Raw genomic sequence first — 20,681 nt, 5'->3', positions numbered from 1 at the left:
CAGCCGAGCATGGGCTCGGCTCTACAGGAAGTTAGGCCAGCAGCGTCGTCAGCTGCGCCGGCTCGCGTGCCAGCTGGCCGGCACCGGCTTCTGTGAGTTCGGCCTCGCCACCAAAGCCCCACAGCACACCGACACTGCGCAGGCCGTGGTGACGTGCGCCTTCGATGTCCATGCGACGGTCGCCGATCATCCAGCACTGTGCCGGCTGCACCCGCAGGCGGCGCAGCGCCTCACCGACCAGTTCCGGCTTGTGGCTGCGTGAGCCGTCCAGGGTGGAACCGACGATCTCCTCGAACAGCCCACCAAAAGGCAGGTGGGCGAGGATACGGCGCGCGTGCGGCTCGTTCTTGGCCGTGACCACCGCCAGGCGGTGGCCGCGACCATGCAGTGTGCGCAGGGTGTCTTCGATCTGCGGATACACGGTGTGCTCGCGCCAACCTTCGGCGTCGAAACGCTCGCGGTAATAGCCCACCGCCTGCTCCACACGCGCCGGTTCACCAAACAGCGGCGCGAAGGTGGTGCGCAGCGACGGACCGATCCAGCCCAGCAGCGTGTCCTGCGCCGGCACTGGATGGTCCATCTTCTGCAACGCATAGGCGATGCAGGCGGTGATGCCCACCTGCGAATCGATCAGCGTGCCGTCCAGGTCGAAGAACAGGACATCCCTGCGCGGGTCGGCACTCATGCGCCGCGCGCCTCCAGTGCCGCCACTGCCGGCAGGGTCTTGCCTTCCAGGAACTCCAGGAACGCGCCACCACCAGTGGAGATGTAGCTGACGTCCTTGGCGATATCGAACTTGTCGACCGCCGCCAGGGTGTCGCCACCGCCAGCGATGGAAAATGCCGGCGAGCTGGCGATGGCGCGGGCCAGCGCTTCGGTGCCCTTGCTGAACGCTTCGAACTCGAACACACCGACCGGGCCATTCCAGACCACAGTGCCGGCCTTTTCGATCAGCTGCGCGTACTGCGCGGCGGTCTGCGGGCCGATGTCCAGGATCAGGTCGTCTTCGGCAACGGCGTCGACCGCCTTCACTTCGGCAGCGGCATCGGGCAGGAACTGCTTGGCGGTGACCACGTCCACCGGCAGCGGGATGTCGGCGCCGCGCGCCTTGGCATCGGCCACGATCTTCCTGGCAGTATCCAGCAGGTCCGGTTCGTACAGCGACTTGCCGACGTTGTAGCCGGCGGCGGCGATGAAGGTGTTGGCGATGCCGCCGCCGACAATCAGCTGATCGACCTTGCCAACCAGATTGGCCAGCAGTTCCAGCTTGGTGCTGACCTTGCTGCCGGCCACGATGGCCAGCAACGGCTTGGCCGGCGCGTCCAGTGCCTGCGCCAGCGCATCCAGCTCGGCCATCAGCAGCGGGCCGCCGGCGGCCACCGGGGCAAAGCGGATGACGCCGTGGGTGGATGCCTGGGCGCGGTGCGCGGTACCAAAGGCATCCATCACGAACACATCGCACAGTGCGGCGTACTGCTTCGACAGGGCTTCATCATCCTTGCCCTCGCCCACGTTCATGCGGCAGTTTTCCAGCAGCACCAGCTGGCCCGGCTGCACGTCCACGCCGTCAACCCAGTCACGCACCAGCGGAACCTCGCGGCCGAGCAGCTCGGACAGGCGGGCGGCGACCGGGGCCAGCGAATCGGCTTCGCTCCACACGCCTTCCTTCGGGCGCCCCAGGTGCGAGGTGACCATCACCGCGGCGCCCTGCTCCAGTGCGCGCTTGAGCGTCGGCAGCGAAGCGGTGATGCGCTGTTCGGAAGTGATGCGGCCATTCTCGATCGGCACGTTCAGATCCTGGCGGATCAGCACGCGCTTGCCGGAGAGGTCGAGGTCGGTCATGCGGACGATGGACATGGGCAACTCTTTGGCTCAGGGACGGGATGCCGGGATGCGGCAGACCGCCATTGTATCGGGTGCGCGTGGTGGGAGGGCCGATGCCTGCGGCAGGCAGAGGCGTACGGCAACGGCAACTGCAACGGCAACGGCAACCGCAACAGCCGAAGCGCTGGCGCTTCATGATGCTGTGGGTGGGCCGGGGCGGTGTGGGCTGGCAGGGGACGCCGTAAACCCGTCCTTGGGGGCTTGGCCGCGGCATCCATGCCGCGGACACCCCTGCCAACCCACACCGCCCCGGCCTCGACAGGTTCCTGCGGTGGAGCGGATGGCAAAGGCAGGAGCAAGAGCAGTTTGTGGTGTCGGATGAAGAAGGAAGGGGTCAGATCCGTTTTCCTGCGGAGAACGGATCTGACCCCGAGGGCCGTCGAGCGAAGCGACCCGCTTCCGCTCTTGCTCTTCTTCTTTCTCTTCCGTGGGTGGAAGCAACCGGAAACTGTCAGAGGCCGGGCGGGGTGGGTTCGCGGGGGGTGTCCGCCGCATGGATGCGGCGGCCAAGCCTACAGGGACGTACTTGCGGCGTCCCCCCGCGAATCCACCCCGCCCGGCCAAGCACGGCTGTTGCTTTACGCGACCAACCGCCCACCCACGAGGGGCTGCGCCGTTCGCCGGAACCTACGCCGAAGGCGACGGCTTCTGCTTCAGCAGGCTGAGTGCCAGGCCACCCACCACCAGCACGCCCAGGCCCAGCAGCGCCCATAGCAGCCACGCCTTCCAGTCATGCTGCGGCTTCAGCGCGGCATCGCCGGCCAGCGGCTCCGGGCTGCCCTCCAGTCGTGCCAGTGTCGGTTGCCATGACGGATCATTGCGCTGCCGCAGTTCCTCGATCAGTACCCCGATCGGGGCTTCGGCGCGGCGCGCGGTTGAACTGCCCACCGCCAACGCGTAGGGCGCGGCCCCCTGACTCAGGAACACCAGCACTTCCGGCTGGTAGCCCAGGCGCAGGGTCGGCGCGGTCGCGGACTCCGCCGGGTTTGCCACCAGTTTCCAGTAGCGGTCCCGGTACACGCCGCCCAACGGCTGCGCGGCCGACTGCTGGCGCTGGCCCTGCGTTCCCTGCTGCACCTGGTAGGCAATCCACGGCGCGCTGCGACGCTGCCATTCCGCGCCCGGGTCATCGCGGCTGAACAGCGTCCACTGCACCAGGCTGTTGTCGGTGCTGGCCACGTCGGCACGTGCCACCGGGAAGCGTCCGTCCATCTCGAAGGTGTACTCGCCCTTGCCGGCCGCGGACGGCTCCAGCGACAGCCATTCCCACGGAATCGTGGCCGGTGCCGGTGGCAGTTCAACCAGTACGCTGCGCAGGGCCGGCAGACGTGCGTCGCCCTGTGCCAGCACGCGCAGGTAGCGCGCTTCACCGTCCACCTGCAGGCGGCGCTGCAGCAGGCGCTTGCCGGCGCGCTGCAGATCCACCAGCGGAATGTCGCGGCCCAATGGACGCCAGTGCTGCAGGTCGTCGCTGGCGTCAAGCTGCACCTGCGCCTGCAGAGGCTGGCCACTGTCGGCCCAGTCCAGCACCAGCGCTGCCATCGGCTGCTTGTCCAGCACGCTGGCGTCGATCAGCCAGCCGCCCTGCGCGTTGGCAGCCACGCCGGCACCCACGCGCGCCTCGACGCGGCGCACGCGGCCGTCGGTATCACGTTCGGTCAGCAACTGCAGATCGTTGCGCTGCGCTTCGGCCAACGGCGGCAGCGCGAACCAGGGCAGTTCGCGCTGCACCGGCGGCTGCGCCAGCGGCTGGTCCGGCGCCAGCAGCGCCGAAGGCAGTGACTGCCCGGCCGCGTTGAACACCTGCAGATCGCCGAGGTCAGCGGCACCGGAACGGCGGTAGATCGCCGGTTCCAGCACGATACGGTAGGCACCGGATTGTGCGCTGGACAGCGTCAGCGGCCATTGTTCGGCGTACTGCGTTCGATACTCGGCGGCCTGCGCAGCCACAGCGGCCAGCAGGCCGAACATCGCCGGCAGCAGTGCCCTGCTCCACGTTTTCATTGTGTTTCCTCCACGGTCGGCGCCGCGCTGGGCGGTGCCGGTGCCAGATAGCCCACGACCGTGCACAGCAGGCCGTAGGCGATGAACGATGCGATGCCCAGCAGGTTGCCCAGATGCTGACGATCGACAAGCACCAGCTTGGCCAGCACCACGCCCATCAGCACCGCGCCGACCATCCACAGCACACGCTGGCCGCGGCGCGAGCCCCACACCCAGGCGATCACGCCAAGCACGCTCCACAGTACGGTCAGGCTGGTCTGCGCCAGGCTGAAGCGCAGCATCGATGTGCTCCACGACAGGCCACCCCACTGATGCACGCCATGCAGCACCAGGCTGGTCAGCGCGACGAACGCCGACAGTGCCAGCAGCGGCGTGCGGAGGTTCAACAGTGCCTGCGGTGCCTGCCCGCTGTACAGCCAACGCGCCAGCAGCAGCAGGCTCAGCCACTGCCCGACCTCGGCCGGGTTCAGCACCGGCAGCCACAGCAGCGGAGCGGCATCGCCCGGCAACAGCTGGCCGAACAGCCAGCCGATCGACAGCAGCCCGAACAGCACGCACTGCAGGGGCGTACGCGCGCGGTCGAACGCTTCACCCAGCGGCCAACGCAGTACGCTCCAGCGCCACAGCGACAGCGCGGCCATCAGCAGCCACGGCAGGGTGATCAGCAGCGTCGTCCAGCCCTGCGCCAGGCCAGCCTCGCCACCGCCCCACAGCGCCAGCAGCGAAAGCAGCGATGGCCACAGCAGCCACCACAGGAACTGCGCAATGCGCGCCACGGTGTCGCCGCCCTGGCGCAGGCACAGCAGCGTGCGCACGCCCAGCAGTGCGAAAACGGCCCAGGCCAGCGCGCCGTAACTTGCGAACGGCTGCTGGTGCGCATCGCTCTGCATCAGGGCCAGCGGGAAGCCCAGCGCCAGCATCGCCAGCGCCGTCACGCCCAGCGCACGCGCCGGCTGGCGGCGCTGCATCTCGGCGGCCAGCCACGCGGTGACGGCCACCAGCACCAGCAGCGCATCGGCTTCGGCACGGTGCGGGAAGAAGCGGAAGATCTCGTGGACAAGCCCGCCCAGCCACCACAGCAGCCCCCACAGGTAGTAGACCAGTGCGACCTCATGGCGCGGCCTGCGCTGGTAGCTCCACGCCGAGGCGAACCCGGCCACAGCCAGCAACAGTGCTCCGATGGCCGTTGGGTTGAGCAGGAAGCGCGCATCTTCAAGCCAATGGTCGGCGCCTGCAACAAAGGCGAACGCCGCGCCGATCTGCAGCAGCGCACCGGCCACCTGCGGCAGCCAGCGCTTCTGACGCAGCCCCAGCCAGACCAGGCCGGCGCCTTCCAGCGCGAACACCGCGCCGGTGGCGCGCGCCGACAACGCCAGCGGCACCGCCAGCGTGGCAAAGCCGACCGCCAGCACCGCATGCGACTGCGCCAGCACGGTGTACGACGCGCGTGCGATCAATGCCCGTGCCAGCACCGCGTAGATCGCCGCCAGGCCCAGCGCGCACAGCGCCAGCGTCATCGGCTGCTCATGCAGCATCCCCGCCTGCAGCGAGAACGCCACCAGCGGCGTGCCGAACACCAGGCTGCCGTCGACCAGATCGCGCCGCCCGGCCGGCTGCCGGCGCGCGTACAGCAGCGGGATCAGCAGGTAGAAAGCGAAGAACAGCAGCAGGAACGGTTCGGTACTGGCGAACTTGTCCGGCGCGTACTGCAGCACGCCCCAGAACGTGCCGATGCCGAAGGTGAAGGCGAAGCCCAGCAGGTTCAGCGCGCGCCACGGGCGGAACCAGGCGATGGCGAAGATGCCGGCATTGAGCACGGCGTAATAGCTGAACAATCCCACGTGATTGCCGCTGCCGGTGGACAACCACAACGGCGCCATGAAACCGGCCAGGATGCCAAGCACCGCCAGCGTGCGCGAATTCTGCACCACCGCCAGCACGCACAGCCCGGCCACCAGTGCAATTGAACTGGCAAAGGCGAACCCCGGCGTGAGCAGTTCAAACCGCTTGAACGCGGCAAAGATGGTCAACAGCAGCACGCCGATGGCCCCGCCCTGCAGGGCCAGCGCGAACAGGCGCCGGCGCTCCCGCTGATGCCAGCCGAATGCCAGCAGGCCCAGCGCACCCGCGGTGATGCCGGCCAGGCGCAGCTCGATCGGCAGCACCAGCCACCCCTGGTCGCTGACGTACTTCAGCAGCGCGGCGACGCCGGCCAGCAGCACCAGCATGCCGATCTTGACCGGCACGTTGCCTTCGGTGAACCAGCGCTTGACCGCGCCGATGCCACGCTCGATCAAATTCGGCAGCGCCGGTTCGGCCGGCAACGGCGGTGCGACGGGGGCCAACGGCACCGGCGGCGGTGCAACCGGGCGCGGCGCGGGCACGTCGGCGGGAGGCGCTGCGGGCACCGGCGGCTGCGCAGGCGGTGGCGCTGCGGTCGGTGCGGGCCGCAGGAAAGGCGGATCAGCGCTGGCCACAGGCGTCACCACCGGCCGTGCAGGCGCACCCTCGGCGGCGGCGACCGGGGCCGGTCGGGAAGCCGGTGCGGCGGCCAGCGCGCCTTCCAGCGCGGCAACACGGCGGCGCAGGCCGGCGATCATCACCAGCGCCACCACCAGCAACAGCGGAATGGCCAGCAGAACCAGGACAACCAGGGCGATCAGTGCTTCCATTGCATGCCTTCCAATGCGATCCCGCGCCCCAGCGGCGGCGGTCGACCGGCCCATGCTACGACAGGCCCGGCCCCATGAACGACGAACCCCGGCCAGGCCGGGGTTCGTTTGCGATCCTGGCCGGCCTTACTTGGCGGCGACGACCTTGGCCATTTCCAGGCACTTGTTCGAGTAGCCCCACTCGTTGTCGTACCAGGTCACCAGCTTGACGAAGGTGCCGTCCAGGGCGATACCGGCTTCGGCGTCGAACACCGAGGTGCAGGTCTCACCGCGGAAATCGGTGGCCACCACCTTGTCTTCGGTGTAGCCCAGGATGCCCTTCAGCGGGCCTTCGCTCTGCGCCTTCACTTCAGCGCAGATCTCGGCATAGGTGGCTTCCTTTTCCAGCTCGACGGTCAGGTCGACCACCGACACGTCCGAGGTCGGAACGCGGAAGCTCATGCCGGTCAGCTTCTTGTTCAGTTCCGGAATGACCACGCCGACGGCCTTGGCCGCACCGGTGGAGGAGGGAATGATGTTTTCCAGGATGCCACGACCGCCGCGCCAGTCCTTGTTGGACGGGCCATCGACGGTCTTCTGGGTGGCGGTGGCCGCGTGCACGGTGGTCATCAGGCCGCGCTTGATGCCCCACTTGTCATTGATGACCTTGGCCAGCGGTGCCAGGCAGTTGGTGGTGCACGAAGCATTGGAGACGATGGCCTGGCCGGCGTAGGTCTTGTCGTTCACGCCGTAGACGAACATCGGAGTGTCGTCCTTCGACGGCGCCGACATGATGACCTTCTTCGCGCCGGCATCGATGTGCTTCTGCGCGGTCTCCTTGGTCAGGAACAGGCCGGTGGATTCGATCACCACGTCCACGTCCACGTCGTTCCACTTCAGGTTGGCCGGGTCGCGTTCCTGGGTCAGGCGGATCTTCTTGCCGTTGACCAGCAGGTCGTTGCCCTGCACCGCCACGTCGGCCTTGAAGCGGCCGTGCACGGAGTCGTACTTGAGCATGTACGCCAGGTAGTCCGGCTCGAGCAGATCGTTGATGGCCACGATTTCGATGTCGTCGCCGAAGTTCAGCACCGCCGAGCGCAGGACGTTACGCCCGATGCGACCGAAACCGTTGATACCAACCTTGATTGCCATTTCTCAAGCTCCTGCGGCCGCGACGGGTGCGGCGGGATGGATAGGGCCCACAAGTCTAGCAAACCGGGGCTGGCCACCGTGGGCCAGCCCCCGGCGCGGCGGGCTGGCGGACAGGAATTGATCCGGATCAAAGCGTTAGCGCGGCGTGAGGCCGAGACTGTCGCCATCCACCCCGCAACGAGATCACCCCCATGCGCAAGACCTCCTCCCTTATCGTGGCCAGCCTGGCCGCCGCCCTGTCGCTCGCCGCCGCCCCGGCCATGGCCCAGTCCAAGGGCGACTGGACCGTCTCGGCCGGCGTGCACCAGGTGGCCCCGAAGTCGAACAATGGCTGGCTGGCCGGCCACACCCTGAAGGTCGACGTCGACAACGACGTCAAGCCGACCATCACCGGCGAGTACTTCATCGCCGACAACCTTGGCATCGAAGTGCTGGCGGCGCTGCCGTTCAAGCACGACATCAACATCAACGGCCTGGGCCGCGTCGGCAGCACCAAGCAGCTGCCGCCGGTGGTGACCGTGCAGTACCACTTCAACAGCAAGGGCAAGGTGTCGCCGTTCATCGGCGCAGGCGTGAACTACACGACCTTCTTCAGCGAAGACACCACCGGCGCGCTGAAGGACAGCCGCCTGAAGCTGCAGGATTCGTGGGGCCTGGCCGCGCATGCGGGCGTGGACTTCGCGATCGGTGAGAAGGGCGCGCTGCGCGTGGACATGCGCTGGATCGACATCGACAGCAAGGTGAAGTTGAACGGCGAGAAGATCGGAACAGTCAACATCGATCCGCTGGTCTACGGCGCGTCCTACGTCTTCAAGTTCTAAGCGGTGTGTTGACGGCGGGGGTCCGCTTCCGCCTACCGTTTTACGCAGAACCCTAGCAGCATGTTGCCCCGGCGTTTGCCGGGGCCTTTTTTCCGGTGGGATGGCTCATCCACGCGTGGGGGGATCTACCGCCGGGCGCGACGTCGCGACAGCGCGGAGCGGGCTGGTTGCCGGTCATTGATCCGGCGCCACTTCCACCCGGTTGCGGCCACTTTCCTTGGCCCGGTACAGCGCTGCATCGGCACGCGCCAACGCCTGCTCCAGCGTGTCGCCGCCATCGTCGTGCCAGCGCGCGACGCCGATGCTCACGCTCACCACCGGTGCCGCATCCGAATCGGCATGGGCGATCGCCAGCGCCTGCACCTGCTGCCGCAACTGCTCGAAAGGTGCGGACTCCGGCTCGCCGGGCACCCAGTGGCCCAGCGCCACGAACTCTTCGCCGCCATAGCGCGCCACCACCGAATCGTTACCGCGCAACTGCGCGGCCAGGGTCGTCGCCACCGCGTGCAGCACGGTATCGCCCGCCGGATGCCCGTGATGATCGTTGTAGCGCTTGAAGTAGTCGATGTCGATCATCGCGATTCGCAACGCGCCACGTGCATGTGGCGTGCGCAGGTAACGCTGGAATATCTGGTGGGCGTGGCGATCGAAGGCGCGCCGGTTGAACAGGCCGGTCAGGCCATCATGGTTGGCCAGCGCATCCAGACGCTGCTCGGCACGCCAGGTCGCACGCGCCTGCCGCTCGGAGATATAGCTGCCGACAATGCCAGCCAGGTTGCTGGCCAGCACGAACATCACGCTCTGCAGCATCTGCGCCCAGTGCCGGCCCACCTGCAGTTCGGCCAGCACGAAGGCCAGCGCGATCAGGGTTCCGGTCAGCGTCGCCACGCCGAAGCGCAGCCCGCACAGGAAGTAGTTCAACAGCAGGAACAGGCTGATGCCTTCATAGGGATAGTTCACGCCAGCACGGTGCGCGGTCCAGATCATGCTCACCAGCGCCAGGCCGCTGACCAGCACCACGCTGCCGCCCAGCCACTGCAGGTGGCGACGGAACACCGGTACGAAGGTGAGTGCCACGCCCAGCAGCAGGGTCGGCAACAGCACGCCCAGCCGCCAGCGCAGTACCGGCGCATGCACCTCCGGTGGCAACCAGTAGGAATCGAGTACGGCAAAGCCCAGCGAGAAGGCACCGGCCACGGCACAGGCCCAGCGCATGCGCCAGACGACCTGGGCGTTGAACGCGGCGGCGAACCCATCGTCTTCGGGGTGGCCTGCCTGGACCCGTCTGTCCGTGATGATCATCACCCTCTCCCACTCCCCTTGGCCGGGCTACCGTAGCGGCCACAGCATCAAGGCGACGTGGCGACCGGCCGGGCTCCATCAAGCCGCCAGTGCCTGGCCGCCGCTAGAATGTGCGCATGAAAGCCCTGCACTCCCTGTTCCTCGCCGCCGCCCTGGCGCCGGCCCTGCTGTCCGCTTCCGCCCCGGCCCATGCCTGGGGCGCACAAGGCCACCGCCTTGTCGCCGAAGTCGCCGACACCCGCCTCAACCCCACCGCCCGCGCCGAAGTGGACCGCCTGCTGGCCACCGAGCCCGACGCCACCCTGGCCAGCATCGCGCCCTGGGCCGATCAGCTGCGCGCCAAGGACCCCGGCCTGGGCCGTCGCTCGGCCGGTTGGCACTACGTCAACATCGCCGAAGACAACTGCCATTACGAAGCCCCCAAGCACTGCAGGAACGGCAACTGCATCGTCGAGGCATTGAAGGCACAGAGCGCCATCCTCGGCGACCGCAGCCTGACCGACGGCGAGCGCCTGCAGGCGCTGAAGTTCGTCGTGCACCTGGTCGGCGACATCCACCAGCCGATGCATGCCGGCTACGCCCATGACAAGGGCGGCAATGATTTCCAGCTGCAGTTCGGCAACCGCGGCACCAACCTGCATTCGCTGTGGGACAGCGGCATGCTCAACACCCGCAAGCTGGACGACAACGGCTACCTGCCGGTACTGCAGGGCCTGCGCGCGCCGAAGCTGGCACGCCAGTCCAACCCTCAGCGCGACCCGCAGACCTGGGCCGAGGCCAGCTGCCGCATTTCCATGCAGGCTGGCGTTTATCCCGCCACGCGTAAAATCGGTGACGAGTACACCGAGCGCTACCGGCCGCTGGCCGAAGCGCAGCTGCGACTGGCCGGCGAGAACCTGGCGCAGTTGCTGAACCGCGTGCTCGGCACGCGTTGAGGAGCGTTCCCATGTCAGTCCAGGTGCAGTCGTTCTTCCACCGTGACAGCAACACCTTCAGCTACCTGGTCAGCGACCCGGCCAGCGGCGAGGCGGCGCTGATCGACCCGGTCCTGGACTACGACCCGGACACCGACGCCAGCAGCGAATCACCGCTGCGCGACCTGCTGCAGGCCATCGAACAGCAGGGCCTGCAGCTGCGCTGGCTGCTGGAAACCCACGCCCACGCCGACCATGTGTCGGCGGGGCGTCGGCTCAAGCAGCGCTTCCCGCAGGCCGCGCTGGCCATCGGCGAAGGCATCCGCGCCGTGCAGGCCACCTTTGCACCGCGCTACGGCCTGCAGCTTCCTGCGGCCGATGACATCTTCGACCGCCTGTTCGCCGACGGCGAGACCTTCGCCCTCGGCGAGCTGCAGGCGCGCGTGATTGCCGTGCCCGGGCATACCAGCGACAGCGTTGCCTACCTGATCGGCGACGCCCTGTTCAGCGGCGACTCGCTGTTCATGCCTGACGGTGGCACCGCCCGCTGCGACTTCCCGGGCGGTGACGCCGCGCAGCTGTATCGCTCGATCCAGCGCCTGCTGGCCCTGCCCGATGCGACCCGCGTGTTCGTCTGCCACGACTACGGCCCGGGTGGCCGCGCGTTCGCCAACGAAACCACCATCGGCGAACAGCGCGCGCACAACATCCACGTGCATGACGGCGTGGCCGAGGCGGAGTTCGTCAGCGTACGCCAGGCCCGCGATGCGACGCTGGCCGAGCCGGCGCTGATGCAGCCGGCGGTGAAAGCGAACATCCAGGGCGGAGCCTGACGCGCGCCGCTGCACCCGCCGCGCATGGCACGGCGCTACCCGCCCTGTGTACGCACCACATGCTGGCCCTTCACGATCTCGAAGGTGAAGGCGTACTGCAGGGTGACGGCGACCGGCTCAACCCGCTCGGCGCTGCGGCAGTCGCCGCGATCGGCCGGCACCTTGCCTGCTGCGAAGTGGCAGACCGCGGCGGACGAGTACCGCCACATCGCAACCGCCTCCTGCGCGGCCTGCAGCAAGGGCGCATTCTCCGGCCTCGCGCCCGCACGGCATTCGCTGCGGTCGCTCAGCGGCATGCTGCGTTCAACGTCGCCCTGCGCATTCACCACCACCTGCAGGCAGACCGTGGTCGGCGGCAGTTCCGTGCGCGGGTCGCGTTCGCCCACCACCGGATCAGGCGCCGTATGCAACTGCGGCATCCGGTAGCCCTCGCTGTCGGCCAGCGTGTAGGGCTGGATCTGGCCGGCGCCGCCTGCGGCATCGGGCCGCAGACGCTGGTGACCGACATTCTCGCTGCGGGTATCGACGGTGGTCAGGCGATCCTGGGTTGCACACCCCACCAGCAGCGCCGCCATCATCAACAGCGGCGCCCGCCTCACTTCGTTTCCTCGGTCTCATCCATGGCGTAGGTGATCGGAATGCGGACGGCACCGGCCACCGGCTTGCCGTTCTTCCGCGCCGGTCGGTAGGTCCAGCTGCGCGCGGCGGCGATGGAGACGGCATCGAACACCCCCGGATTGGTTGCGCTGAGCACCTGCACATCGGTCGGATGGCCCTGTGCGTCCACCTCGATGCGCAGGTTGACCACGCCCACCTGGCTCTGCTCGAAGGCGGACTTCGGATAGGACGGCGGCGGCATCTTGTCGACCTGGATCGGACTGTCCAGCCCCGCCTTGGCCGCATCCTCTGCAGCGTATTCGAACGGCTCGACACCGATCCGGGTACCTGCCGCCGCACCGCCCTGGCTGGCCCACGCCACCGCCGCCATTCCCGCGCATAACCCGACCACCAGTACCTGACCCGACACCCACGGCAATGCCTTCCGCTTGGACTGCTTCAACATGGCGATACGCTCCTTCAACACGGGTTGGCTGCGCCAATGGCAGACCGCGGGCGCAACCGGATGGACCAGCTGCGCCTTCAGCAGCGTGCTGGCATAGAGGCCGCGCAGCGCAGGCTGCGGGGCAATGGTGCGGGCATCACAGGCCAGTTCCTGATCGCGCAGGAAACGGCGTGCAGCCCATGGCAGAAGCGGGTGGAACCAGAACACTGCGCGCACCAGCAGCAGGGCGCCGTTGGCCCAGTGATCGCCATTGCGGCGATGGCTGCGCTCGTGCTGCAGGATCAGGTTCTGCTCCTGTGCGGTGAACTGCTGATCGAATTGCGGACCGACCACGATGCGTGGCCGCCACAGGCCGACCAGCGCGGGCAGGCCCGGATCAGCGCTGGCCTGCCAACTACCGTCGGCGCGCGCGTGCAGCAGGCCCAGGCTGCGTTCGAAGCGGCGCTGCGCACGCAGGTCGCGCAACAGGCTGATGCCCACGCCCAGCGCCCATGCCAGCAACAGCAGCCGAGCCCACGGCAACGACTCCCCGCTGAGGCCGCCGGCAGCCCCCGGCACCACCGTCAACGGCAGCGTCGGCACCTGCTGCAGCAGCGCAACCTCGGGCAGCGGCAGCAACAGCGCCGCCAACAGCAACGGCAGCAGCCACCAGCTGCGGTAGGCCAGCGCGACGCCGCCCAGCCGTACCAGCAACGGGCGCAACGCGGCCAGCAGCAGCGCAGCCACCGCCAGCCACAGGCTGCCCTGCCACAGTCCATCAAGCAGCTCAGTCATGGTCCAGCTCCTGGATCAGCTTCTTCAGTTCGGCGATGTCCTGCGCGCTGAGCTGGCCGCGCTCGCTGAAATGCGCCACCAGCGGCGCCACCCTGCCCTCGAAGACACGACCGATGAAGTCCTGGCTCTGTGCCTCCACCCAGGCCTGGCGCTGCAGCAGGGGCCGGTACAGATAGCGCCGGCCATCGCGCTCGGCGGCGATCGCGCCCTTGGTCAGCAAGCGGTTGAGTAGAGTCTTGATCGTCGGCTCGGCCCAGTCGCGGTGGGCCAGCGCGGCCACCACGTCTTCGGCGCTACGCGGTGCCTGCTGCCACAGCACCTCCATTACAACGGCTTCGGCTTCGCTGATCGGTGTCATGGTTTACATCCGTAATCGACAACCCGATTACGCGCGTAATCGAACCCAGTGTCAAGCCCCCTCGACTCCGGGTTCATCGCAGCTGCGCCAGCATCGGTCCCTCCCGCCCCTGGCCCCGGATGAAAGCACTGCCCAAGAAGGAATTCCCGGTCGAGCAGGCCCGCCGCTTCCTCGAGCCCGGCCCGATCGTGCTGGTCAGTACCGCCTGGCGCGGCCAGCGCAACCTGATGACGATGGGCTGGCACATGGTGATGGGCTTCTCGCCGTCGCTTGTCGCCACCTACCTGTGGCACGAGAACCACAGCTTCACACTCGCCCGGGGCAGCGGCGAGTGCGTGATCAATGTGCCCGGCGTGGAACTGCTCGATACCGTGGTGGACATCGGCAACTGCAGCGGACGTGAGGTCGACAAGTTCGCCCGTTTCGGGCTGGACGCGATGCCCGCTCGCGAGGTCGGCGCGCCGCTGGTCGGGCAGTGCCATTCGTGCTTCGAGTGCCGCCTCTACGACGACAGCCAGGTGGCGTCGAGCAACCTGTTCATCTGGGAAATCGTGCGTGCACACGTTGCGCCGCGGCCGAAACTGCCGCGCACGGTGCATTACCGCGGCGATGGGCAGTTCATGGTGTCCGGCGCGGAAGTCTCGCGTCGACGGCGGTTCAAGCCCGACATGCTGTAATGCCCGAACTCCCCCACACGCAGGACCGCCGCGCATGACCGAACACCTCACCGACCTGGACGCCGCCGTGGACTGGTTGTTTGCGCGCGTGGAAGGGCCGTTGCGGATCGGGGCACCGCTGGCGCTGGGCAAGCCGCATCGGCTGCTCAATGCGCTGTATGCACGCGTCGAACATGACCCATCGCGGCCGCTGCAGCTGTACACCGCGCTGTCGTTGAACCCGCCGAAGGCGCGCGGCGACGGCCTGGAAGCGCGCTTCATGGCGCCGTTCGCGCAGCGCCATTTCGGCGACGACTTCCCGCGCCTGGCCTATGCCGATGCGATTGCGCGCGACGCGCTGCCGGCGCATGTACAGGTGGAAGAGTTCTACATGCAGTCCGGTGCCCTGCTCGGTTCGCGCCAGGCACAGTCCAGCTATACCAGCCTGAACTACACCCACGCCGCCGACGCGGTCGCCCAGCGTGCGCCGCAGGTGATCGTGCAGAAGGTGGCCATGCGCGCCGGTGACCGCCGGCTGTCGTTGTCATGCAACAACGACATCACCCAGGACACCCTGGATGCCATCGCCGCACGTGGCCTGCCGCGGCCCCTGCTGATCGCCGAGATCGATCCGCAGCTGCCCTACCTGGGCGGCTCGGCCACGGTGGATGTGTCGTTCTTCGATCTGGTGATCACCCCGCCGCCGCCGTACCCGGCGCTGTTCGGCCTGCCGCGGCAGCCGGTCGGCGATGCCGACTATGCCATCGGCCTGTATGCCAGCACGCTGGTGCGCGACGGCGGCACCCTGCAGATCGGTATCGGCACCCTGGCCGATGCACTCAGCCATGCGCTGGTGCTGCGCCACACCGACAACGCGCGCTACCGTCGCGTGCTGCACGCGCTGGATCCGCAGCTGGCCAGCCACCCACTGGTGCAGGAAATCGGCGGGCTGGACCCGTTCGAGGTGGGCCTGTACGGCTGCAGCGAAATGCTCAACGAGGGCTTCCGCCGGCTGGTGCAGACCGGGGTGATCAAGCGCAAGGTGCACGACGACCTGGCGTTGATGCAGCGCATCGAGAACGGCAGCACGCTGTCCATCGACCACGCTACCCTGGCGGCCGAAGGTGAGTACCTGCACGGTGCGTTCTACCTGGGTTCGCCGGAATTCTATGAGTGGCTGCGCACGCTGCCGGACGACGAGTGCCGCGCGATCGGCATGCGCCGCATCAGCGAGATCAACCAGCTGTATGGTGGCAACGAGACGCTGGAACGCCTGCAACGCCGCCATGCCCGCTTCTTCAATTCCTGCATGATGGCTACCGCGCTGGGCGCAGCCGTCTCCGATGCGCTGGACGACGGACGTGTGGTATCCGGCGTGGGTGGCCAGTACAACTTCGTGGCAATGGCGCACGCGCTGCCGGAAGCACGCAGCGTGCTGATGTTCCGCGCCGCGCGCGATGACAAGGGCCGGCGCGAATCCAATGTGCGCTGGAATTACGGGCACACCACCATCCCACGCCACCTGCGCGACATCTACCTCAACGAGTACGGCATTGCCGATCTGCGCGGCTTGACCGATGAGGACTGCGTGCAGGCGATGGCGGCGATCACAGAGGCGCCGTTCCAGGGCGGCTTGCTGCAGCAGGCGCAGGCTGCGCGCAAGCTGCTATCGGCTGCGCAACCGGATCCGCAGCGCCTGCAGCGCAACACGCCGCAGGCGTTGTCCGCTGCATTGGCACCGTTCCGCACCGATGGCAGCCTGCCGGACTATCCACTCGGCAGCGACTTCAACGAGATCGAGCAGGTGCTGGTGAAAGCGCTGGGCTGGTTGAAGGCCCACACGCAGACGCGCAGCAGCAAGCTGCGCACCGTGTGGGCCGCGCTGTGGCAGCCGGCCGGCGACGGCGATGCGGTGTACCTGCAGCGCATGGGCCTGCAGGCACCGAAGAATTTCGATGAGCGCTTGAACGCACAGCTGCTGCGCCTGGCGTTGGCGCGCACTGCGTAATCGCGCGTACGGTAGCACCGGGCCATGCCCGGCGAAAAAGCATCAGTGCCAACCAAGGTTGGCACCTACCAGGGTACGGCGGCACGCTATGCTGTGCCGATGAACGACGATTCCCGTTTCCTGCGTGACCTGCAACGCCGCCAGTCAGCTGGCGAGCCCCTGCGCTATCTCTGCTTCTGGGGCCACCAGCCACCACGCACGGGCGTTTCGGCGTCGTGTTTCAGCCAATGGTACGACGCAGGCTTCAACATCAATGGTGTGCGCTACCCCACCGCCGAGCACTTCATGATGGCTGGCAAAGCGCGTCTGTTTGGTGCCACCGACATCCTCGAACAGGTACTGGCCAGCCCCGCGCCCGACACAGTAAAAGCGCTGGGCCGGAAGATCGAGGGCTTCGATGAGGCTGTCTGGGCGCAGGCGCGCTACGGGTTGGTGGTCGAAGGCAATCGGGCCAAGTTTTCGCAGAATGCGGCGCTGGGCGATTTCCTGCGTGCTACGGCAGACCAGGTCCTGGTGGAAGCCAGCCCGGTGGATTTTGTCTGGGGCATCGGCCTGGCCAAGGATCACGTCGATGCGCACAACCCGGCGCAATGGCGCGGATTGAACCTGCTGGGGTTTGCGCTGATGGACGTGCGGGACGCGATGTAACGTTCATCCACGCATGGCGTGGATCTACCCTGGGGAACGGGAAAGGCCGGCTTGCGCCGGCCTTTCCTTCATCACGATGCGATGCTGCTTACAGCGCCTTGGCCGCTTCCACCACATGCGCGGTGGTGATGCCGAAGTGCTTGTACAGCTGGTCGGCCGGGGCCGAGGCACCGAAGGTGTCGATGCCGATCACCGCACCATCCAGGCCGACGAACTGGCGCCAGAAACCGGTGACGCCGGCTTCCACCGCCACGCGCTTGCGCACGGCGTTGGGCAGCACCGATTCACGGTAGGCCGCATCCTGGCGCAGGAACACGTCGGTGGACGGCATCGAGACCACGCGGGTCTTGAGGCCAGCCGCATCCAGCTGAGCCTTGGCTTCGGTGGCCAGCGAGACTTCCGAACCGGTGGCGATCAGGATCACGTCCGGGGTACCGGCGGCGTCAGCCAGCACGTAGCCACCGCGCTCGATCTGGGCGATCTGCTCGGCATTGCGCGGCTGGTGCGGCAGGTTCTGGCGGCTGAACACCAGGCAGCTCGGGCCGTCCTGACGGGTGATCGCAGCCTTCCAGCTCACCGCCGACTCGACCGCATCGCACGGGCGCCACACGTCGTTGTTCGGGATGTAGCGCAGCGAGGCCAGGTGCTCCACCGGCTGGTGGGTCGGGCCGTCTTCGCCCAGGCCGATCGAGTCGTGGGTGTAGACGTGGATGGCGTGGGCCGGGATCAGCGCGCTCATGCGCACGCCGTTGCGGGCGTAATCGCTGAACACCAGGAAGGTGGCGTCGAACGGAATGAAGCCACCGTGCAGGGCCAGGCCATTGGCAATGGCGGTCATGCCGAACTCGCGCACGCCGTAATACACGTAGTTGGCGTTGGCGTCGTCGCTGGCCACCGACGTGCTGCCCTTCCACAGGGTCAAGTTGGAGTGCGCCAGGTCAGCCGAACCGCCGACGATTTCCGGCAGCAGCGGTGCATAGGCTTCGATGGCCAGCTGCGAGGCCTTGCGCGAGGCGATCGTCGGGCCTTCAGCGGCCACCTGGGCGATGTAGGCATCGGCCTTGGCAACGAAGTCGGCCGGCAGTTCGCCGTGCGAACGACGGGTCAGCTCGGCCGCTTCGCCCGGGTACTGGCGGGCGTACTTGTCGAACAGCTGTTCCCACTCGGCCTGGCGCAGGGTGCCGGCGCCATTGGCACGCCAGCCGTCATAGATCGCCTGCGGAATCTCGAACGGGCCGTATTCCCAGCCCAGCTGCTTGCGGGTGGCTTCCAGTTCGTCCTTGCCCAGCGGGGCACCGTGGCTGGATTCCTTGCCCGCCTTGTTCGGCGAACCAAAACCAATGGTGGTGCGGCAGCAGATCAGGGTCGGCTTGTCGCTCTGCGACAGCGCAGCCTCGATGCCGGCCTTGATGCTTTCCGGGTCGTGGCCATCGACATCGCGCACCACGTTCCAGCCGTAGGCCTCGAAACGCTCCGGGGTGTTGTCGGTGAACCAGCCCTCGACGTTGCCGTCGATGGAGATGTGGTTGTTGTCCCAGAAGCAGACCAGCTTGTGCAGGCCCCAGGTGCCAGCCAGCGAGGCGGCTTCATGCGACACGCCTTCCATCAGGCAGCCATCGCCCATGAACACCCAGGTGCGGTGGTCAACCACTTCCAGCTCCGGGCGGTTGAAGCGCTGTGCCAGCAGCTTCTCGGCCAGGGCGAAGCCCACGGCATTGGCGAACCCCTGGCCGAGCGGGCCGGTGGTGGTTTCCACGCCCGGGGTCTCATGGCGTTCCGGGTGGCCGGCGGTGTGGCTGCCCAGCTGGCGGAACAGCTTGAGCTGCTCGATCGGCAGGTCGTAACCGCTCAGGTGCAGCAGCGCGTACTGCAGCATCGAACCGTGGCCGTTGGACAGCACGAAACGGTCGCGGTTGAACCAGTGCGGGTTGCTCGGGTTGTGGCGGAGGTAGTCGTTCCAGAGGACTTCGGCGATGTCGGCCATGCCCATGGGCATGCCGGGGTGGCCGGACTTTGCGGTTTCAACCGCATCGGCGGCAAGGAAGCGGATGGCGTTGGCCAACTGGCGACGGGTAGGCTGCGTCATGGTTCTGTCGGAATCGGGAGGCGGCCGCGGACGTGCGGGCGGCCTATTGTCCCATAGTCGCCGGGCGGGGTCAGGTCGGACCGGAAAACGAAAGGGGTCGGAGCCCATTCCGTTCGGAATGGGCTCCGACCCCGATCAGGTCGCCAGCAGTGGTGCCGGGCTCAGTCCTGGCGCGGGGTCAGCGCCGGGCCGTCGTGCGGCTCGCCTTTGGCCACCAGGGTGGTCAGGGCCAGATCGCCGGTCACGTTCAGTGCGGTACGGCACATGTCCAGGAAGTGGTTCACGCCCAGGATCAGGCCGATGCCCAGCGGGTTCACGCCCACCATCGCGCAGATCATCGCCACCACCGGCAGCGAGCCGGACGGCACACCGGCGGTACCGATGCCCCCGAGGATGCACACCGCCATCACCATGAACTGCTGGCCGATGCTCAGGTCCACGCCAAAGAACTGGGCCAGGAAGATCACCGTCACGCCCTCGAACAGCGCGGTGCCGTTCTGGTTGGCGGTGGCACCCACGGTCAGCACGAAGCGCGACACACGCTGCGGCAGGCCCATCTGGTCGGCCACGCGCAGCGCGGTCGGCAGGGTGGCATTGCTGGACGCGGTGGAGAACGCCATCACCGTCGCTTCCTGGGTATCGCGGAAGAACGACAGCGGCGAACGGCCGGACAGCCACACCGCGGTGCCGTAGGTCACGATCATGTGCAGGCCCAGTGCCAGCACCACCACACCCACATAGGCGCCCAGGCGGATGATCAGCTCGAAGCCGAACAGTGCCGCCAGGTTGAACATGAAGCAGGCCACCGCATACGGAGCCAGACGGATGACCAGGTTGATCAGGGTCATCGAGATTTCGAACACGCCTTCGATGGCGCGACGCAGCGGGGCGACCTTCTCATTGTCGGTCAGCACCATGCCAATGCCGAACATCAGCGCGAAGAACATCAGCGACAGGATCGCGCCGTTGTCCGATGCCGCCTGCAGCACGTTGCTCGGCACGATCGACAGCAGCATGTCCATGCCCTTCGGCGTGCCATGGATACCGGCCACGATCTCCTTGCTGCGCTCGGCATTCTCCGACAGCATCAGCGCCGCCGTCTGTGGGTCGACGCCCGCGCCCGGCTTGAGCACGTTCACCAGCACCAGGCCGATGCCCACCGCGATACCGGACAGCAGCACGGTGAACGCCAGCGTCTTCCAGCCGATGCGGCCGAGGGCGCGGATGTCCCCCATCTCCGATACGCCCATGATCAGCGCCGAGAAGATCAGCGGCACGATCAGCATGAAGATCAGATTGAGGAACAGGCCCGACGCCGGGGTGGTGACGTAGTCCATGACCCACTTGGCACCGGCCTGCAGGCCATCGACGCTGCCGCCCAGGGCATGCACGATCAGTCCCAGGACCAGGCCGATCGCAAAGCCGATGCCCATCTTCCAATGCAGGGGCAACTTCTTCCTGTCGGCAGCAGCTGCTGTCATACGCGGGTTTCCTCGAAAAATGAATGCACTCTAACAAAGCCCGCAA

At 67.4% G+C, this 20,681-nt stretch carries 17 protein-coding genes; 6 read left to right on the top strand and 11 right to left on the bottom strand.

Features of this window, described 5'->3' with window-relative positions; translation table 11 throughout:
• Positions 1–31 precede the first annotated feature (31 nt).
• The 5 genes from LZ605_RS19800 to gap all read right to left on the bottom strand — a co-directional run bounded on the left by LZ605_RS19800 (position 32) and on the right by gap (position 7,691).
• A complete protein-coding gene (locus tag LZ605_RS19800; RefSeq protein WP_107231691.1) occupies positions 32–685 on the bottom strand; it encodes an HAD hydrolase-like protein in 654 nt (217 codons plus the stop codon).
• Positions 682–1,857, bottom strand: a complete 1,176-nt coding sequence (locus tag LZ605_RS19795) for a phosphoglycerate kinase (protein WP_249843011.1) — start codon at positions 1,855–1,857, stop codon at positions 682–684. The genes LZ605_RS19800 and LZ605_RS19795 overlap by 4 nt, the downstream gene beginning before the upstream one ends.
• 654 nt (positions 1,858–2,511) lie before the next feature.
• Positions 2,512–3,888: a DUF3999 domain-containing protein gene (locus LZ605_RS19790; RefSeq protein WP_249843010.1), complete on the bottom strand. Its 1,377-nt coding sequence runs from the start codon at positions 3,886–3,888 to the stop codon at positions 2,512–2,514.
• The gene (locus LZ605_RS19785; protein WP_249843009.1) at positions 3,885–6,560 is read right to left on the bottom strand and encodes a DUF2339 domain-containing protein; all 2,676 of its coding nucleotides are present in this window, start codon (positions 6,558–6,560) and stop codon (positions 3,885–3,887) included. The genes LZ605_RS19790 and LZ605_RS19785 overlap by 4 nt, the downstream gene beginning before the upstream one ends.
• A gap of 126 nt (positions 6,561–6,686) precedes the next feature.
• Positions 6,687–7,691, bottom strand: coding sequence for a type I glyceraldehyde-3-phosphate dehydrogenase (gene gap, locus LZ605_RS19780; protein WP_046984264.1), 1,005 nt, complete (start codon positions 7,689–7,691; stop codon positions 6,687–6,689).
• Positions 7,692–7,882: 191 nt separating this feature from the next.
• On the opposite strand from gap, the gene LZ605_RS19775 reads away from it, so the two are divergent.
• Positions 7,883–8,512: an OmpW/AlkL family protein gene (locus LZ605_RS19775; protein WP_249843008.1), complete on the top strand. Its 630-nt coding sequence runs from the start codon at positions 7,883–7,885 to the stop codon at positions 8,510–8,512.
• 174 nt (positions 8,513–8,686) lie between these two features.
• Here the strand turns inward: LZ605_RS19775 and LZ605_RS19770 are convergent, their stop codons facing one another.
• Positions 8,687–9,814 (bottom strand): GGDEF domain-containing protein, encoded by a 1,128-nt coding sequence (locus LZ605_RS19770; protein WP_249843007.1) that lies wholly within the window; start codon positions 9,812–9,814, stop codon positions 8,687–8,689.
• 116 nt (positions 9,815–9,930) lie between these two features.
• Between LZ605_RS19770 and LZ605_RS19765 the strand changes: the two genes are divergently transcribed.
• Together LZ605_RS19765 and LZ605_RS19760 are read left to right on the top strand one after the other, a co-directional pair.
• Positions 9,931–10,749 carry a S1/P1 nuclease gene (locus tag LZ605_RS19765; RefSeq protein ID WP_249843006.1) on the top strand — a complete coding sequence of 273 codons (819 nt, stop codon included), beginning with the start codon at positions 9,931–9,933 and terminating at the stop codon, positions 10,747–10,749.
• 11 nt (positions 10,750–10,760) lie between these two features.
• Positions 10,761–11,561, top strand: coding sequence for an MBL fold metallo-hydrolase (locus LZ605_RS19760; protein WP_249843005.1), 801 nt, complete (start codon positions 10,761–10,763; stop codon positions 11,559–11,561).
• Positions 11,562–11,596: 35 nt separating this feature from the next.
• On the opposite strand, the gene LZ605_RS19755 is transcribed toward LZ605_RS19760, so the two are convergent.
• Genes LZ605_RS19755 through LZ605_RS19745 form a run of 3 tightly spaced genes read right to left on the bottom strand, consistent with a single transcriptional unit; the run spans position 11,597 to position 13,756 of the window.
• Positions 11,597–12,160, bottom strand: coding sequence for a hypothetical protein (locus tag LZ605_RS19755; protein WP_249843004.1), 564 nt, complete (start codon positions 12,158–12,160; stop codon positions 11,597–11,599).
• Entirely contained in the window at positions 12,157–13,398 is a 1,242-nt protein-coding gene (locus LZ605_RS19750; protein WP_249843003.1) for a M56 family metallopeptidase, read from the bottom strand. The genes LZ605_RS19755 and LZ605_RS19750 overlap by 4 nt, the downstream gene beginning before the upstream one ends.
• Positions 13,391–13,756: a BlaI/MecI/CopY family transcriptional regulator gene (locus tag LZ605_RS19745; RefSeq protein WP_249843002.1), complete on the bottom strand. Its 366-nt coding sequence runs from the start codon at positions 13,754–13,756 to the stop codon at positions 13,391–13,393. The genes LZ605_RS19750 and LZ605_RS19745 overlap by 8 nt, the downstream gene beginning before the upstream one ends.
• Positions 13,757–13,875: 119 nt before the next feature.
• Between LZ605_RS19745 and LZ605_RS19740 the strand changes: the two genes are divergently transcribed.
• From LZ605_RS19740 to LZ605_RS19730, 3 genes are read left to right on the top strand one after another with little or no spacing between them, the layout of a single operon-like run.
• Complete coding sequence (locus tag LZ605_RS19740; RefSeq protein ID WP_249843001.1) at positions 13,876–14,433, top strand: flavin reductase family protein; 558 nt, start codon at positions 13,876–13,878, stop codon at positions 14,431–14,433.
• A 34-nt stretch (positions 14,434–14,467) separates the two neighbouring features.
• On the top strand, positions 14,468–16,420 hold the full coding sequence (locus tag LZ605_RS19735; RefSeq protein WP_249843000.1) for an acetyl-CoA hydrolase/transferase C-terminal domain-containing protein: 1,953 nt from the start codon (positions 14,468–14,470) through the stop codon (positions 16,418–16,420).
• Between the two features lie 24 nt (positions 16,421–16,444).
• Entirely contained in the window at positions 16,445–17,068 is a 624-nt protein-coding gene (locus LZ605_RS19730) for an NADAR family protein (RefSeq protein ID WP_249842999.1), read from the top strand.
• An 88-nt stretch (positions 17,069–17,156) separates the two neighbouring features.
• Here the strand turns inward: LZ605_RS19730 and tkt are convergent, their stop codons facing one another.
• Together tkt and LZ605_RS19720 are read right to left on the bottom strand one after the other, a co-directional pair.
• Complete coding sequence (gene tkt / locus LZ605_RS19725) at positions 17,157–19,154, bottom strand: transketolase (RefSeq protein ID WP_249842998.1); 1,998 nt, start codon at positions 19,152–19,154, stop codon at positions 17,157–17,159.
• Positions 19,155–19,315: 161 nt separating this feature from the next.
• Positions 19,316–20,635: a dicarboxylate/amino acid:cation symporter gene (locus LZ605_RS19720; protein ID WP_107231676.1), complete on the bottom strand. Its 1,320-nt coding sequence runs from the start codon at positions 20,633–20,635 to the stop codon at positions 19,316–19,318.
• Positions 20,636–20,681 lie beyond the last annotated feature (46 nt).

This window comes from Stenotrophomonas maltophilia, assembly GCF_023518235.1.
GTDB lineage: Bacteria > Pseudomonadota > Gammaproteobacteria > Xanthomonadales > Xanthomonadaceae > Stenotrophomonas.
This window is presented reverse-complemented; position numbering and strand designations above follow the sequence as displayed.